Origin of the sequence: Thermus thermophilus, assembly GCF_019974155.1 — a bacterium.
In the GTDB taxonomy this organism is placed as follows: Bacteria; Deinococcota; Deinococci; order Deinococcales; family Thermaceae; genus Thermus; species Thermus thermophilus_C.
This window is the reverse complement of the sequence record NZ_AP025158.1, coordinates 2053821-2067956: the sequence shown is the minus strand read 5'-3', so window position 1 is coordinate 2067956 and position 14136 is coordinate 2053821. Positions and strand designations below refer to the sequence as shown.

Annotated in this window: 16 protein-coding genes and 1 pseudogene; 11 read left to right on the top strand and 6 right to left on the bottom strand. The window is 69.6% G+C overall.

Going from position 1 to position 14136, the window contains the following annotated elements:
* The first annotated feature begins 15 nt into the window (after window positions 1–15).
* From thrS to TthTMY_RS11145, 3 genes are read left to right on the top strand one after another with little or no spacing between them, the layout of a single operon-like run.
* Window positions 16–1995 (top strand): threonine--tRNA ligase, encoded by a 1980-nt coding sequence (thrS, locus tag TthTMY_RS11155; protein WP_223903290.1) that lies wholly within the window; start codon window positions 16–18, stop codon window positions 1993–1995.
* 3 nt (window positions 1996–1998) lie between these two features.
* Complete coding sequence (locus tag TthTMY_RS11150) at window positions 1999–2781, top strand: PaaX family transcriptional regulator C-terminal domain-containing protein (protein ID WP_096411296.1); 783 nt, start codon at window positions 1999–2001, stop codon at window positions 2779–2781.
* A 10-nt stretch (window positions 2782–2791) separates the two neighbouring features.
* Complete coding sequence (locus tag TthTMY_RS11145) at window positions 2792–3271, top strand: extracellular solute-binding protein (protein ID WP_223903289.1); 480 nt, start codon at window positions 2792–2794, stop codon at window positions 3269–3271.
* On the opposite strand, the gene TthTMY_RS11140 is transcribed toward TthTMY_RS11145, so the two are convergent.
* Complete coding sequence (locus tag TthTMY_RS11140; protein WP_096410490.1) at window positions 3247–4344, bottom strand: IS4 family transposase; 1098 nt, start codon at window positions 4342–4344, stop codon at window positions 3247–3249. The genes TthTMY_RS11145 and TthTMY_RS11140 overlap by 25 nt on opposite strands.
* A gap of 66 nt (window positions 4345–4410) precedes the next feature.
* Between TthTMY_RS11140 and TthTMY_RS11135 the strand changes: the two are divergent.
* Window positions 4411–5163, top strand: a pseudogene (locus TthTMY_RS11135) (extracellular solute-binding protein); the annotation flags it as partial.
* A gap of 5 nt (window positions 5164–5168) precedes the next feature.
* Complete coding sequence (locus TthTMY_RS11130) at window positions 5169–6323, top strand: extracellular solute-binding protein (protein ID WP_096411295.1); 1155 nt, start codon at window positions 5169–5171, stop codon at window positions 6321–6323.
* On the opposite strand, the gene TthTMY_RS11125 is transcribed toward TthTMY_RS11130, so the two are convergent.
* Window positions 6320–6520: a hypothetical protein gene (locus TthTMY_RS11125; protein WP_096411294.1), complete on the bottom strand. Its 201-nt coding sequence runs from the start codon at window positions 6518–6520 to the stop codon at window positions 6320–6322. The genes TthTMY_RS11130 and TthTMY_RS11125 overlap by 4 nt on opposite strands.
* A 10-nt stretch (window positions 6521–6530) precedes the next feature.
* A complete protein-coding gene (locus tag TthTMY_RS11120) occupies window positions 6531–7160 on the bottom strand; it encodes a hypothetical protein (RefSeq protein ID WP_223903287.1) in 630 nt (209 codons plus the stop codon).
* Window positions 7161–7174: 14 nt separating this feature from the next.
* Here TthTMY_RS11120 and TthTMY_RS11115 point away from each other — a divergent pair, with 14 nt between their 5' ends.
* The 5 genes from TthTMY_RS11115 to TthTMY_RS11095 are packed head-to-tail and all read left to right on the top strand — an operon-like array spanning window position 7175 to window position 10221.
* Window positions 7175–7897, top strand: a complete 723-nt coding sequence (locus tag TthTMY_RS11115; protein ID WP_223903286.1) for a metallophosphoesterase family protein — start codon at window positions 7175–7177, stop codon at window positions 7895–7897.
* Window positions 7864–8670, top strand: coding sequence for a DNA polymerase III subunit delta' (locus tag TthTMY_RS11110; RefSeq protein WP_096411293.1), 807 nt, complete (start codon window positions 7864–7866; stop codon window positions 8668–8670). Before TthTMY_RS11115 ends, TthTMY_RS11110 begins: the two co-directional genes overlap by 34 nt.
* Window positions 8667–9434 carry a PSP1 domain-containing protein gene (locus tag TthTMY_RS11105; protein WP_223903285.1) on the top strand — a complete coding sequence of 256 codons (768 nt, stop codon included), beginning with the start codon at window positions 8667–8669 and terminating at the stop codon, window positions 9432–9434. Before TthTMY_RS11110 ends, TthTMY_RS11105 begins: the two co-directional genes overlap by 4 nt.
* Complete coding sequence (locus TthTMY_RS11100; RefSeq protein WP_096411292.1) at window positions 9431–9967, top strand: flavin reductase family protein; 537 nt, start codon at window positions 9431–9433, stop codon at window positions 9965–9967. Before TthTMY_RS11105 ends, TthTMY_RS11100 begins: the two co-directional genes overlap by 4 nt.
* Window positions 9964–10221: a hypothetical protein gene (locus TthTMY_RS11095; protein ID WP_096411291.1), complete on the top strand. Its 258-nt coding sequence runs from the start codon at window positions 9964–9966 to the stop codon at window positions 10219–10221. The genes TthTMY_RS11100 and TthTMY_RS11095 overlap by 4 nt, the downstream gene beginning before the upstream one ends.
* Here TthTMY_RS11095 and TthTMY_RS11090 read toward each other — a convergent pair.
* The gene (locus TthTMY_RS11090; RefSeq protein ID WP_096411290.1) at window positions 10209–11120 is read right to left on the bottom strand and encodes an ABC transporter permease; all 912 of its coding nucleotides are present in this window, start codon (window positions 11118–11120) and stop codon (window positions 10209–10211) included. The genes TthTMY_RS11095 and TthTMY_RS11090 overlap by 13 nt on opposite strands.
* Window positions 11117–12931 (bottom strand): ABC transporter permease, encoded by a 1815-nt coding sequence (locus tag TthTMY_RS11085; protein WP_223903284.1) that lies wholly within the window; start codon window positions 12929–12931, stop codon window positions 11117–11119. Before TthTMY_RS11085 ends, TthTMY_RS11090 begins: the two co-directional genes overlap by 4 nt.
* Window positions 12932–13022: 91 nt before the next feature.
* Here TthTMY_RS11085 and ubiE point away from each other — a divergent pair, with 91 nt between their 5' ends.
* Window positions 13023–13685 carry a bifunctional demethylmenaquinone methyltransferase/2-methoxy-6-polyprenyl-1,4-benzoquinol methylase UbiE gene (gene ubiE, locus TthTMY_RS11080; protein WP_229365160.1) on the top strand — a complete coding sequence of 221 codons (663 nt, stop codon included), beginning with the start codon at window positions 13023–13025 and terminating at the stop codon, window positions 13683–13685.
* Here ubiE and TthTMY_RS11075 read toward each other — a convergent pair.
* Complete coding sequence (locus TthTMY_RS11075; protein ID WP_096411288.1) at window positions 13682–14134, bottom strand: arsenate reductase ArsC; 453 nt, start codon at window positions 14132–14134, stop codon at window positions 13682–13684. The two genes, ubiE and TthTMY_RS11075, sit on opposite strands and share 4 nt — an antisense overlap.
* Window positions 14135–14136 lie beyond the last annotated feature (2 nt).

The following is a 14136-nucleotide window of genomic DNA, read 5'->3' as shown; positions in this document are numbered from 1 at the left end:
GGTATAGTAGAGGGCATGACGGTCCACCTGCCGGACGGCAAGCCCCTGGAGCTCCCCCCGGGGGCCACGGCGAAGGACGTGGCCCGGGCCCTGGGGGAGGGCTGGGAGCGGCGGGCGGTGGGGGCCATCGTGAACGGGGAGCTTTACGACCTCTTGAAGCCCCTCCCCGAGGGGGCCAGGGTGCGCCTCCTCACGGAGAAGGACCCCGAGTTCCAGACCCTCTTCCGCCACACCCTGGCCCACGTCCTGGCCCAGGCGGTGAAGGAGTTCTTCCGGGAGAAGGGCTATGACCCGGAAAGCGTGAGGCTCGGGGTGGGGCCCGTGATTGAGAAGGGCTTTTACTACGATATAGAAGCCCCCGAGCCCCTCTCCGACGAGGACCTCCCCGCCATAGAGGAGAAGATGCGGGAGATCCTCAGGCGGGACCTCCCCCTAAGGCGCTTCGTCCTCTCCCGGGAGGAGGCCCTCGCCCGCTACCGGGGGAAGGACCCCTACAAGACGGAGCTCATCCTGGAGATCCCCGAAAGCGAGGAGATCAGCTTCTACCAGCAGGGGGACGAGGCCTACGGCTTCACCGACCTCTGCCGCGGGCCCCACGTGCCCTCCACGGGGCGCATCCCCCCCCACTTCAAGCTCACCCACGTGGCGGGGGCCTACTGGCGGGGGGACGAGAAGAGGCCCATGCTGCAGCGGGTCTACGGGGTGGCCTTCCGCACCGCCGAGGAGCTTAAGGAATACCTCTGGCAGCTGGAGGAGGCCAAGAAGCGAGACCACCGGCGCCTGGGCCGGGAGCTGGAGCTCTTCCTCATAGACCCCATGGTGGGGAAGGGCCTGGTGCTCTGGCTTCCCAAGGGGAACGTGGTCCGGGAGGAGCTCATGGCCTTCATGCGGGAGGAGCAGGTGAAGCGGGGCTACCAGCTCGTGACCACGCCCCACATCGGGAGCCTGGAGCTCTACAAGACCAGCGGCCACTACCCCTACTACGCGGAAAGCCAGTTTCCCCCCATCAGCTTCAAGGAGCGGGGCGAGGAGGAAGAATACCTCCTCAAGCCCATGAACTGCCCCCACCACATCAGGATCTACGCCTATAGGAAGCGCTCCTACCGGGAGCTTCCCCTAAGGCTTGCCGAGTTCGGCACGGTCTACCGCTACGAGAAGGCGGGGGAACTCCTTGGCCTCACGAGGGTTAGGGGCTTCACCCAGGACGACGCCCATATCTTCTGCACTCCCGACCAGGTGAAGGGGGAGTTCCTCGGGGTCTTGGACCTGGTCCTTAAGGTCTTCGCCACCCTGGGGCTTAGGGACTACCGGGCCCGGATCGGGGTGCGGGACCCGGGAAGCGGCAAGTACGTGGGGGACGAGGCCAAGTGGGCCCTGGCGGAGCGGCAGATTGAGGAGGCGGCCCTCGAGGCCGGGCTCCAGTACACCGTGGAGCCGGGGGACGCCGCCTTCTACGGCCCCAAGCTGGACTTCGTGGTGAAGGACGCCCTGGGGCGGGAGTGGCAGCTCGGCACCATCCAGGTGGACTACAACCTGCCCGAGCGCTTCGGCCTGACCTACGTGGGGCCTGACGGGGAGGAGCACCGCCCGGTGATGCTCCACCGGGCCCCCTTCGGCTCCTTGGAGCGCTTCATCGGCATCCTCATTGAGCACTTCGCCGGGGACTTCCCCCTGTGGCTCGCCCCGGTGCAGGCGGTGGTGGTCCCCGTGTCCGAGAAGCAGGGGGACTACGCCCGGGAGGTGGCGGAAAGGCTCAAGGAGGCGGGCCTACGGGCCGAGGCCGACACGAGGCCCGAGAGGATGCAGGCCCGGATCCGGGACGCCGAGGTGCAGAAGGTGCCCTACATCCTCGTGGTGGGGGAGCGGGAGAAGGCCGAAGGGGCGGTGAGCGTGCGCCGCCGGAAGAAGGGCAACCTGGGGACGATGCCCCTCGCCGCCTTCCTGGAAGGGGCCCTCAGGGAGTATCGGGAAAGGCGGCTTGAGCCTATCTTTTAAGCCATGCGGGCCAGGTCCACCCTCTTCACCCTGTTCGTGGAGTACGTCTACCCGGAACGGGCGGCCCGGGTGCGGGACCTCGTGGCCATGATGGCCGCCCTGGGCTTTTCGGAGATGGCGGTGCGGGCGGCGCTTTCCCGGAGCGCCAAGCGGGGCTGGGTGGCGCCCAAGCGGGAGGGGCGGGCCGCCTCCTACGCCCTCTCCGACCGGGTCTACTGGCAGGTGCGCCAGGTGCGCCGCCGCCTCTACGGGCCCCTCCCCCCGTGGGACGGGCGCTTCCTCCTCGTCCTTCCCGAGGGGCCCAAGGACCGGGGGGAGAGGGAGAGGTTCCGGCGGGAGATGGCCCTTTTGGGCTACGGAGGGCTGCAAAGCGGGGTCTATTTGGGGGTTGGGGTGGACCTCGAGGCCACCCGGGAGCTCCTCGGCTTCTACGGCCTCGCCGCCACCTGCTTCCAAGGGGAGCTTCTCGGGGGAAAGGAGGAGGTCCTCAGGGCCTTCCCCCTGGAGGAGGCCAAGGCGGGCTATGGGCGGCTTGCCGCCTTCCTGGGCCAAAGCCCCGAGGACCCCGTGGAGGCCTTCCGCCACCTCACCCGGCTCGTCCACGAGGCGAGGAAGCTCCTCTTCCTGGACCCCGGCCTCCCCCAGGAGCTTTTGGGCCCTGAGTTTCCGGGGCCAAAGGTGCGCCGCCTCTTCCTTGCGGCCCGGGAGGAGCTGAGGGCCCGGGCGGCCCCCTTCCTCAAGGGCCTTTCCCTCCCCCTTTCAGACCTCTCACCCGTTTCCCGGTAGGCTTAGGGGCATGAGGGGGTTTTCCGCCCTTCTGCCCATCCTCTCCCTGGCCCTGGCCCAGACGGTCATCCCCTTTTGGCACACCGCAGGCCCTCCCGGCGACCGGGTCCTGGAGGAGGCGATCCGCTCCTTCCACGCGGGCCAGAACGCCTACCGCCTCGAGGCCCGGTACGTGGGGGACTACCGCGAGGCCGGGGTGAAGCTCCTCGCCGCCCTGCGCTCCGGCAGGCCGCCCGCCCTCTTCCACGCCGAGCTCTCCTTCCTGCCCCGCCTCGCAAAGGAGGGGCTCGCCCTTCCCCTGGACGCCCACCTCCAGGACCTGCCCCAGGACCTCTACCCCGCCCCCCTCAAGGCGGGCCAGGTGCAGGGAAGGACCTACGGCCTTCCCCTCGGGGTCTCGGTCCCCGCCCTCTACTACAACAAGGACGCCTTCCGCGCCAAGGGGCTTAAGCCCCTGAGCTCTCATCACTTTCCTCCCCCCAGTTCCTGAAGCAACCTGACCAGCTCCTCCACCACTGCTTCCCTCCAAGGCGGGGGCCCCTGGGCCAGGGCGATCCGGCCCAGACGGAAGAGGCTTTGCCGCTCGGGATGGGCCAGAAGCCGGGGAAGCCATTCCCTGCCCTGCAAGCGCGCCCCCAGAAGGACCAAGAGCGCCATCCCCAAGGCCAGAAGCCATAACCACCCCCTGAGGCTCGCCCCCGTCCGCAGCCGATGGCGGTCCAGCCCAAACCCCTGCCCCTTCAGGTCCCTAAACCCCTCTTCAATCCACATCCGCCACCCATAGGGCGGCTCCCCCCCAAAAGGGCCCGAATAGGCCAGATACCAGGGATCCCGACCCCCTGGGTACACCAGGAGGGTGACTTCTACCCCCTCCCCACCGTGTCCGAAAAGGCGGACCTCCTCCCGCAGGGGGTGGACCACACGCTGGTAGCCCTCCTTCAGGGGAAGGCGCTTCCCCCCTTGGGGTTCCACCTCCCGGTTCTGCCGCAGGCGGATGAGGAAGCCCATGCCCCACCCCTGGAGCTTTCGCATCAGGGAGACCCGGTCAAAGCCGCGGTCCAGGAGGAAGAGGGGGGTATATCCCAGGTCCTGGACGGCGCGGCCCAGGCGGTGGAGGAACTCCTCCTCCACCCGGTTTTGACTGGGGAAAGGGGAGAGGGGGTGAAGAGCGAAGGCCACCACCAGGGCCCTTCCCTTGAGGGGAAGGGCGGCCACCAGGGCTTGGTGCCTACCGTCCTCTGTGAAGGTCCAGTCCACGATGAGGGGGAGGGGGCGGTCTTTGGGGAAACGAGGGACGAGGAGGGGGAGGAGGGCTTCGGTGAGGGCCCAGGGGTCTTGCAGGGTGGGGTGATGGAGGAAGCGCCAGAGGCGATTGAGGCGGCTTTGGGCCAGGGTGGGGAGGGGGGTTCTGCGGGCGAGGTCGGAGAGGGTGGGGTCCAGGGGGGTAGTGAGGAGGGTGGACAGGAAGAGGGCGAGGTTGGAGCGGATGGTTTTCCTGAGGGAGGCGAAGACCTTATGGACCCAGAGGGTGATAACTTGGGAAAGGGGGGTGGTGGGCGGCACACCTTACTTACCCCCCTCTTCTCTTCCCTTGTCAAGCCCCAGCCCTCAAAGTGATGAGAGCTCAGGCTTAAGCCCCCCAGGACCTGGGCCGAGGTGGAGCGGGTGGCGGAGGCGCTTACCAGCCGCACCGCCAAGGGGATGGTGATCGCCACCGACGTGTGGAGCTTCAACGCCATCGTCATGAGCCTGGGGGGAAGCCTGGTGAAGGACGGGCTTCCCGCCTTCACCTCTAAAGAAGTGGTGGAGGCCCTGGAGATGCTCTACCGCATGGTGCAAAAGGGGCACGCCCAGGCCAGGAACCTGGCGGAGGCCCCCTTCGCCGTGGCCGACTTCCTCAGGACCAAGGCCTTCATGGGCATCGGCCCCACCACGGCCCTCCCTGTGGTCCTGGCCCAGACCGCCCTCCCCTTCCAGGTGGGGTACGCCCCCTTGCCCCGGGTCCCGGGCGGGGCCGTCCCCCTCTCGGGGGCGGTCCTCGTGGTCCTCAAGGGGGCGAGTCCCGAGGAGGCCCGGGGGGCGGTGGCCTTCTGGCGCCACTTCCTGGAGCCCAAGCGCCAGGCGGACTGGGTGCGCACCACCTGGTACCTGCCCTTGAGGCGGGCGGCGGAGGCCGAGCTTAAGGACTTCCTCCAGGACCCCGAGCGGCAGGCGGTCTTCGCCCAAGGGGAGGCGGCCCGCCCCTGGAGCCAGGACCCTGAGCTTGTGGTCTGGTACGGCTACCTGGAGGAGGCCCTGGAGAAAAGCCTCAAGCAGGGGGTGAGGCCCAGGGTGGCCCTGGAGGAGGCCCAGAAGAAGGCCCTGGCGGCGGAGAGGAGGTAGTGAGAATGCGAGGGCTTGCCCTCGGCCTTTTCCTGAGCCTGGCCCTGGCCCAAGTGGAAATCCCCCTCTGGCACACCCTGGGGGAGGGGGGGTTCCTGGAGGCGGAGGCCGAAGCCTTCAACCGTTCCCAGGGGCGCTTCCGGATCCTCCCCCGGTTCGTGGGGGACTATAGGGAGCTCGGCGTCCTCCTCGCCGCCGCGCTTCGCAACGGCACGGCGCCTCCCGTGGCCCAAGTGGAGCTCGGCTTCCTTCCGGTCCTCGCCCTGGAGGGGCTGGCGGTCCCCCTTCCTCCTCCGGGAATCCCTGGCCTGGACCCTGCCCTTCTGCGCCTAGGGGAGGTGGGAGGGAGGCTTTACGGCTACCCGGTGGGCGTTTCCGTGGCGGTGCTTTTTTACAACCGGGAGGCTTTCGGAGCCCGGGGGCTTTCGCCTCCTAAGGATTTCGCCGAGCTGGGGAGGGTGGCCCGGGCGCTTTCCACCCGCTCGGCGAAGGGGCTCCTCTTCTCCGCTGACGTCTACAGCTTCGCCGCCTTGGTCTTGGCCCAAGGGGGGAGGCTTGCCCAAGCAGGTCGTCCCGCCTTGGACGGGGAAGGAGCCCTTCGCACCCTGGAGTACCTCGAGGCCTTAAAGCGGGAGGGGGTCCTCCAGGTGCGCTCCGCCACGGAAATTCTCGCTGCGGGAGCGGACTTCCTCAGGACGAAGGCGTTTATGGCCCTAGGCCCCTCCACCCTCCTTCGCGCCGTGGAGGGCCGCACCCGGCTTCCCTTCGCCATAGGTCTTGCCCCGCTTCCCTTGGAGCCTCAAGGTCGGGTGGCCGCCTCCGGCTCGGTGCTGGTGGCCTTCCGCCACGCGGGCCCGGAGGCGAGGGAAGGCCTTCTCGCCTTTTACCGCCACCTGGCCGAGGGCCACCGACAGCTCGCCTTGGCCCGGGGTACCCTCTACCTGCCTCTGAACCTAGAGGCCCAGGAGGCTTGGCGCAAGGAAGAGGCGGGCCGCCTCCTCCTGGACCAGAAGCCCCGCCTTGCCCCATGGCACCAGGAAGCCCCCCTCCTCCTCTGGGCGCCTCCCTTGGAGGAGGCTTTGGAGAAGGCTTTAAAAGGAAACGTGCCCCCTAAAAAGGCCTTGGAGGAGGCCCAGGCTCGGGCCTCGAGGAGGCCCTAAAGCAGGTGGTGGGCCTTTCCGATGAGGAGCATCAGGGCCACGGTGCCCGCGGCCAGGAGGATGAGGATGAGCATAAAGAGGACGAACCTGAGGTCAAAGGTCTCCCCTTCCGTGGTGAGGACCCGCGGGTTGAGGATGAGGTAGAAGAAGAGGGTCACCAGGGCCGCACCCAGGGCGAACAATGCGATGTACACCATACTTCCCTCCCTAGAAGAGGCGGAAAAGCGCCTCCAAGCTCGCCTTCAAGTCTACCAGCCCCACCCCGTAGGTGGAAACCCCTAAGGCCCGCCCTACCCCCCCGAGGTAGGGGCCCTCGGCCTCGGGCAGGTCCACGGGGAGGGGCGGGCTTTCCCAGGCGGGGTAGGCCCGGCGCTCAGGGTAGACGAGGCCCGTGGGGCTTCGCACCCGGAGGTGGAGGGGCTCGCCCTCGGCCTTAAGGGGCCGCCAGCCCGCCTCCGTCTCCTTCCCCCCGGGAAAGCTCCGACCCAGGCCTTGCCCGTAAAAGGCCAGGAGGAGGCGGTCCGGGCGGTGGCGGCGGAGGAGGTGCTCCAGGGGGGCGCGGGTGGGCCCGGTGAGGGGGAGGCCCTCCAGGGTGGGGGAGAGGGGGGAGGGGTCCAGGGCGAGGAGGACCCGGCCCCGGAAGGCGAGGCCGTTTAGGGCCTGGAGCACGGGGAGGGCCTCGGCGTAGGGGGCGTGGAGGAGGGTGGTGCCCCCGCCCCTTCCCCCCTCCAGGTAGCAAAGAAGGGTGCCGAACTCGTCCAGGTAGGCGCGGGCGTGGAGGGAGAGGACCTCGAGGTCCTCGCTCAGGCGTTCCAAAAGGTCCGAAGCCATGCCCATGCTATTCTAACCCCGTGCGCCACCTGGTCCTCTCCGACATCCACGGGAACTGGCCCGCCCTGGAGGCGGTGCTCCAGGCCGCCCCCCCCTTTGACCGGGTGCTCTTCCTGGGGGACGCGGTGGGCTACTACCCGGACGGGGACCGGGTGCTCGGCTGGCTCCGGGAGGTGGGGGCGGAGTGCGTTCTGGGGAACCACGACGCCTGGCTCCTCGCCCTGGACCGGCTCCCCGTGGAGGGCGTGGTGCTGGAGATCCTGGAGTGGCAAAGGCGCCGCCTCTCCCCCGAAAACCTCGCCTTCCTCGCCTCCTGGCCCTGGCAGAGGGAGGTGGAGGGGGCGCTCCTCGTCCACGGAAGCCCCTGCGACCCCTGGGAGTACCTGGACGACCTGGCCCCCGCCCGGCAGGCCTTCCGCTGCAGCGGGGCCCGGCTCGCCTTTCACGGGCACACGCACCTCGCGGGGGCCTTTCTGGAGCTCCAGGGCCCCCGCCCCTGGGTGCGCTACCAGGCCTTCCCCGAAGGGGGGGAGCTCGTCCTGCCCCCCCCGGTGCGGGCCCTGGTGAACCCGGGTTCCGTGGGCCAGCCCAGGGACGGGGTCCCGGGGGCGGCCTTCGCCCTTTGGGAGGGGGACCGGATCGCCTTCTACCGGGTGGCCTACGACCTGGAGCGCGTGGCCGCCCGCCTTGCGGAGGAGGGCTTTCCCCCATGGCTCTACACCCGGCTCACCCTGGGGCAATAATCGGGCACGAGGCCGTTCTCGCCCTCCTTCCCCGCCTCACCGCCCAGACCCTGCTCTTCTCCGGCCCCGAGGGGGTGGGGCGGCGCACCGTGGCCCGCTGGTACGCCTGGGGGCTCAACCGCGGCTTCCCCCCGCCCTCCCTGGGGGAGCACCCGGACGTCCTCGAGGTGGGGCCCAAGGCCCGGGACCTCCGGGGCCGGGCCGAGGTGCGGCTGGAGGAGGTGGCGCCCCTCTTGGAGTGGTTCTCCAGCCACCCCCGGGAGCGGGTGAAGGTGGCCATCTTGGACTCGGCCCACCTCCTCACCGAGGCCGCGGCCAACGCCCTCCTCAAGCTCCTGGAGGAGCCCCCTTCCTACGCCCGCATCGTCCTCATCGCCCCAAGCCGCGCCACCCTCCTCCCCACCCTGGCCTCCCGGGCCACGGAGGTGGCCTTCGCCCCCGTGCCCGAGGAGGCCCTGCGCGCCCTCACCCAGGACCCGGAGCTCCTCCGCTACGCCGCCGGGGCTCCGGGCCGCCTCCTTAGGGCCCTCCAGGACCCGGAGGGGTACCGGGCCCGCATGGCCAGGGCGCAAAGGGTCCTGAAGGCCTCGCCCCTGGAGCGCCTCGCCCTGCTTCGGGAGCTTTTGGCCGAGGAGGAGGGGGTCCACGCCCTCCACGCCGTCTTGGAGCGCCCGGAACACCTTCTCGCCCTGGAGCGGGCGCGGGAGGCCCTGGAGGGGTACGTGAGCCCCGAGCTGGTCCTCGCCCGGCTGGCCTTAGACTTAGGGACATGACCGTGGGCGTACGCTTCCGTACCCCCGTCCTCCGCTACGTCCGCTTCCGGGGGGAGGCCCCGCCCGTGGACGCCTTCGTGGTGGTCCGCACCGGACGGGGGCTGGAGGTGGGCCGGGTCCGCACCCCTCCCGTGGACCGGCCGGCCTCGGGGGAGGTGGTGCGGCTCGCCTCCAAGGAGGACCTGGACCGGGCGGCGAGGCTTCGCGCCCGGGCGGAGGAGGCCCTCCACTTCGTCCGGGCCCGGTTCCGGGAGGAAGGGGTGCAGGCCAAGATCCTGGGGTGCGACTTCACCCTGGACGGCCGCCACCTCGTCATCCACTACAGCGCCGAGGAGCGGGTGAACCTGAGGCGCTTTGCCCCCGAGCTCGCCCGCGCCCTGGGGGCCCGGATTGAGTTCGTGGCCGAAGGCCCCCGGGAGGAGGCCCGCTACCTGGGGACCTTGGGGGCCTGCGGCATGGAGTCCTGCTGCTCCACCTGGCTCCAGGGCTTCGCCCAGGTCTCCATCAAGCTCGCCCGGGACCAGCAGCTTCCCCTAAACCCCGAGAAGATCTCGGGCCCCTGCGGGAGGCTTCTCTGCTGCCTCACCTACGAGCACCCCGTCTACCAGGAGCTTCTCAAGGAGCTTCCCAAGAAGAACGCCCGGGTGTGCACGAGGGAGGGGGTCTGCGGCAAGGTGCAGAAGGTGAACCCCTTGAAGGGCACGGTGGAGCTCCACCTGGAGGACGGGAAGACCCTCGAGGTCTCCAAGGAGGAGCTCGCGTGAGGAGCTACCTCCCCCAAGGCCCCCTCCCCGCCTTCTACCACTACTACCCCGGCGTCCCCGCCGTGGTGGGGGTGCGGGTGGGGGAGAGGGTGAACTTCTGCCCGGCGGTGTGGAACACGGGCCTCTCCGCCAACCCGCCCCTCTTCGGGGTTTCCATCAGCCCCAAGCGCTTCACCCACGGCCTCCTCCTGAAGGCCCGCCGCTTCTCGGCAAGCTTCCACCCCTTTGAGCAAAAGGACCTCGTCCACTGGCTGGGAAGCCGCTCGGGCCGGGAGGTGGACAAGGGCCAGGCCCCCCACTTCCTGGGCCATCTGGGAGTGCCCATCCTGGAAGGGGCCTACGCCGCCTACGAGCTTGAGCTCCTCGAGGTCCACACCCTCGGCGACCACGACCTCTTCGTGGGCCGGGTGGTGGCGGTCTGGGAGGAGGAAGGCCTCCTGGACGAGAAGGGAAGGCCTAAGCCTGGCCTTTCCCTCCTCTACTACGGCAAGGGCCTCTACGGGCGCCCCGCCGAGGAGACCTTCGCGCCGTGAAGGAGGCGGAGGCCTTCGCCAGGAGGGTGCGCCGCCTGGTCTTCAACCGCCAGCGGACCGAGGCCCAGGTCTTCCTGGAGGAGGGCTTCCTCTACCTCAGGGCGGACGCCCACGCCCGCTTCGCCCAAGGGGTGGGGGCGGAGCGCCTCCAGGGCTTCGCCCTCCTGGAAAACGGGGTGGAGCTCGTCTTCCGGGACGGAAGCCGCCTGAGGCTTACCCACCGCCTGGGGCGGCTTCGCGCCTACTTCTCGTAGGGCTTGCCCACGGCGGCCGGGGGGCGGCTCCGGCCGATGAAGCCCGCCAGGACCAGGACCGTGACCACGTAGGGGAAGGCTTGGACCAAGACGGCGGGGAGGATCTCGCTCCCCTGGAGCTGGATGGCGAGGGCCGAGGCGAGGCCGAAGAGGAGGGTGGAGAAGAGGATGCCCGCGGGGTGCCAGTTGCCGAAGATCATGGCCGCCAGGGCGATGAAGCCCATCCCCGCCGACATGCCCCGCACGAACTGGTTCAGGAAGCCGATGGAGAGGTAGGCCCCCGCAAGCCCCGCCAAAACCCCGGAGAGGACCACCCCGATGTAGCGCATGCGGTGGACGTTCACCCCCAGGGTGTCCGCGGCCTCGGGGTGCTCCCCCACGGCCCGCAGGCGGAGGCCGAAGGGGGTCTTGAAGAGGACCCACCAGCTTAAGGGCACCAGGAGGAAGGCCAGGTAGACCACGGGGGAGAGGCCGAAGAGGAGGGGGAGGCGGTTTACCACCTCCTTGGAGCTCGTGGCGTTGCCGTAGAAGTAGGTGAGGACGAGGCTTGGGGCCCCCAGGGCCAGGAGGTTGATGGCGGTGGCGCTGATGATCTGGTCCGCGCGGTACTTGATGGAAACCAGGGCGTGGACGAAGGCCACCAGGCCCCCTACCCCCATGGCGCTCACCACCCCCACCCAGGGGAGCCAGGGATGGGGCCCGGGGCCTAGGGCGGCCTCGAGGCGCTCCACCACCACCGCCGCCGTGAGGGCGCCGAAGAGGAGGATCCCTTCCAGGGCGATGTTCGTCACCCCGCTCCTCTCCGAGAACATCCCCCCGAGGGCGGTGAGGAGGAGGGGCGTGGTCTGGCGCAGGGTAGAGAGGAGAAGCGCGGTGAGGAAGGCGGCGTCCAGACTCATTCTTTCACCTCCTTTTCCGCCTTGAGCTCCACCTCCGCGGCCCTCAGGGGGTCGGTGAAGTACCGGGGGAGGAAGCCCCCCGCGGCGATGAAGAGGACGATGAGGGCCTGGAGCACCGCCACCAGCTCCCGGCTGATGCCAAGCTGCAGGTTCACCTGGAGCCCCCCGGTGAGGAGGATGCCGAAAAGCCAGGCGGCGAGGCCCACCCCAAGGGGGGTGTTCTGCCCCATGAGGGCCACGGCGATCCCGTCAAAGCCCACGGAGTAGGGGAGGGACTGCTTCAGGCGGTACTCGTCAATCCCGCCCCCCAGGACGTAGTGGGTGGCGGCGAGGCCCGCCAGGGCCCCCGCCAGGAACATGGTCCAGACCACCTTTCTTCCCGGGTTCACCCCCCCGTACTCCGCCGCCTTGGGGGCGAGGCCCAGGGCGCGAAGCTCATACCCCCCCACGTGGCGGAAGACGTAGAGGTGGAAGAAGAGGAGGGCGAGGAGGGCGAGGAGGAAGGCCCCGTTCAGGCGCACCGAGGTGAGGTCGGGGCCGAAGGCCACCTGGGGCCCGGGAAGAAGCCCCCCAAGCCCGTAGCCCAAGGCCCCGAGGAGGCCTGCGGCGAGGACCCGGTGGCCCAGGCTCCTCCGCACCAGGAAGTAGCCCAAAACCCCCAGGAGGAGGGCGAGGGGCAGGGCGAAGGAGAGCTCCCCACCCGGGGCCACGAGGTCGGTCCAATGGGGGATGCGGGCCTCGGGCCGGACCTCGTAGCTCCGGGCCTCGTAGCCGGGGTACTTGAAGGGGAGGTGGAGGGTTTGGCCGAAGAACTTGTACTCGTTGGCGGAGATGAGGAAGAGGAAGAGGCTTGCGGCGATGTAGTTGAACATGATGGTGTTGATCACCTCGTGGGCCCCGAAGCGGGCCTTGAGCCAGCCCGGGATTGCCCCCCAAAGCCCCCCGGCCAAGGCGGCGGCGAGGAGGGCCAGGGGCAGGACGAGCCACCTCGGGCCCGGGAGGTAGACCCCCACCAGCATGGCGGCGATGGCCCCCAGGATGAGCTGCCCCGGGGCCCCGATGTTGAAGAGGCCGCCCCTAAAGCCCAGGGCCACGGAAAGCCCGGTGAAGATGAGGGGGGTGGCGAGGAGGAGGCTTTGGAGAAACCCCGAAGGGCTCACCAGGGGGCTATAGAGGAGCTGGTAGGTGTAGGTGATGAGGTCCAGCTTGAGCATAAGGGCCTCCCGCCAGGTGGCGGCCTCCCCGGGGCTTTCCTTGAGCACGGCCACGATGGCCCCACCTAGGAGGGAGGCGAGGAGGAGGGAGAAAAGGGGCACCACCACCCCCCGCCTCCGCACCAAAAGGGCGAGCCCCCCCGGGGAAAAGACCCGGGCGAGGAGGAGGAGGTAGAGGCCGTAGGCCAAGGTGGCGTAGCTCCCAAGGCCCAGGCTATACCGCCTGAGGAGGGGCCTTTCCGCCCCGGCGTTCACCTGGGCCACGCTCCCTTGGAAGAGGAGGTAGGTGAGGAGGAAAAGCCCTAGGCCCAGGGCCCCCGCCCAGTAGAGCCCCTGGGGGCCCGCCTTGGTCCAGGGGAGGAGGAGGCTCAGGGCAAGCCAGGCCAGGGAGAGGTAGAAGACGGGGTAGAGCCAGGCGTCCCGGTAGCCTTGGGGCAGGCTCCCTTGGGGCAGGTGGTGGCCGAAGGGGTTGAGGAGCACCCCCTCGCCGCCGAAGACCCTATGGGGCACGGCCCAGGGGGCGAGGTACCAGAGGAGGAGGGTGCCCCCCCCTCCCAGGAGGACGAGAAGCCCCAGGCGCTTGCGGTCCGTCAACACGCGGAGGATTTTACCCCAAGGGGGTGGCCTCTCGTGCTAGACTCCCCTCGTGGCGGCTTCCCCAGAGGAAAAGGCGGACAAGGTGCGCCGCATGTTCTCGGAGATTGCCCCCCGCTACGACCTCCTAAACCGCCTCCTCTCCTTCGGGGCGGACCTCCGCTGGCGCAGGCGGGCGGCGGACCTCGCCCTGGAGAAGGCTCCAAGGCGCATCCTGGACCTGGCCACGGGGACGGGGGACCTGGCCCTCCTCCTCAAGGAAAGGGCCCCCGAGGCGGAGGTGGTGGGGGCGGACTTCGCCCCGCCCATGCTGGAGATCGCCCGGAGGAAGGCGGAGGCGAGGGGGGTGGGGGTTCGCTTCCTCGAGGCGGACGCCCTCGCCCTCCCCTTCCCCGACGGGGCCTTTGACGCGGTGACCATCGCCTTCGGCTTCCGCAACTTCGCCGACTACGGAAAGGCCCTAAGGGAGCTTTATCGGGTCCTGGCCCCCGGGGGGAGGCTCGTCCTCCTGGAGTTCCCCCCGCCCCCCCGGGGGGCCTTTGGCCTCGTCTACCGGGTCTACTTCGGGCGGGTCCTCCCGTTCCTCGGGGGGCTTCTTTCGGGGAACTTCGGGGCCTACCGCTACCTGCCGGAAAGCGTGGAGGCCTTCCCCCCTCCTGAGGCCCTGAAGGCCATGATGGCGGCGGCGGGGTTTTCCGTGCGCTACGAGCTCCTCACCTTCGGGGTGGCGGCCATCCACGTGGGGGACAAGCCCTAAAGCCCGGCCGCTTGCCTCAGCTCCTCGTCGCTGGGGAGCCTTCCCTCCTTGAGGGCTTCCACCAGGAAGCGGGCCATCCGCCCGAGGGCGTCCCGCACCCTTCGCCACTCCTCCAGGGGTTTCCCCGTGGGGTCGGGGAAGGAGACGTGGCGCTTTTGGGTCCTTGCGGGGTAGGCGGGGCAGGCCTCCTTGGCCTGGTCGCACACGGTGAGGACGAGGCCGAAGTCCCAGGGGTCGGGGACCTCGAGGAGGGTCTTGGAGAAGTGGCCCGAGAGGTCCAGCCCCACCTCGGCCATCACTCGCTTGGCCTCCTCCTTCACGAAGGCCTTCTCCGTGCCCGCGGAGTGGACCTCGAGGTCCACCCCAAGCTCCCGGGCGAAGTGGCGGAGCCAGGCCTCCGCCATCTGGCTTCGGGCGGAGTTGTGGGTGCAGAGGACGAGGACCCGCATCC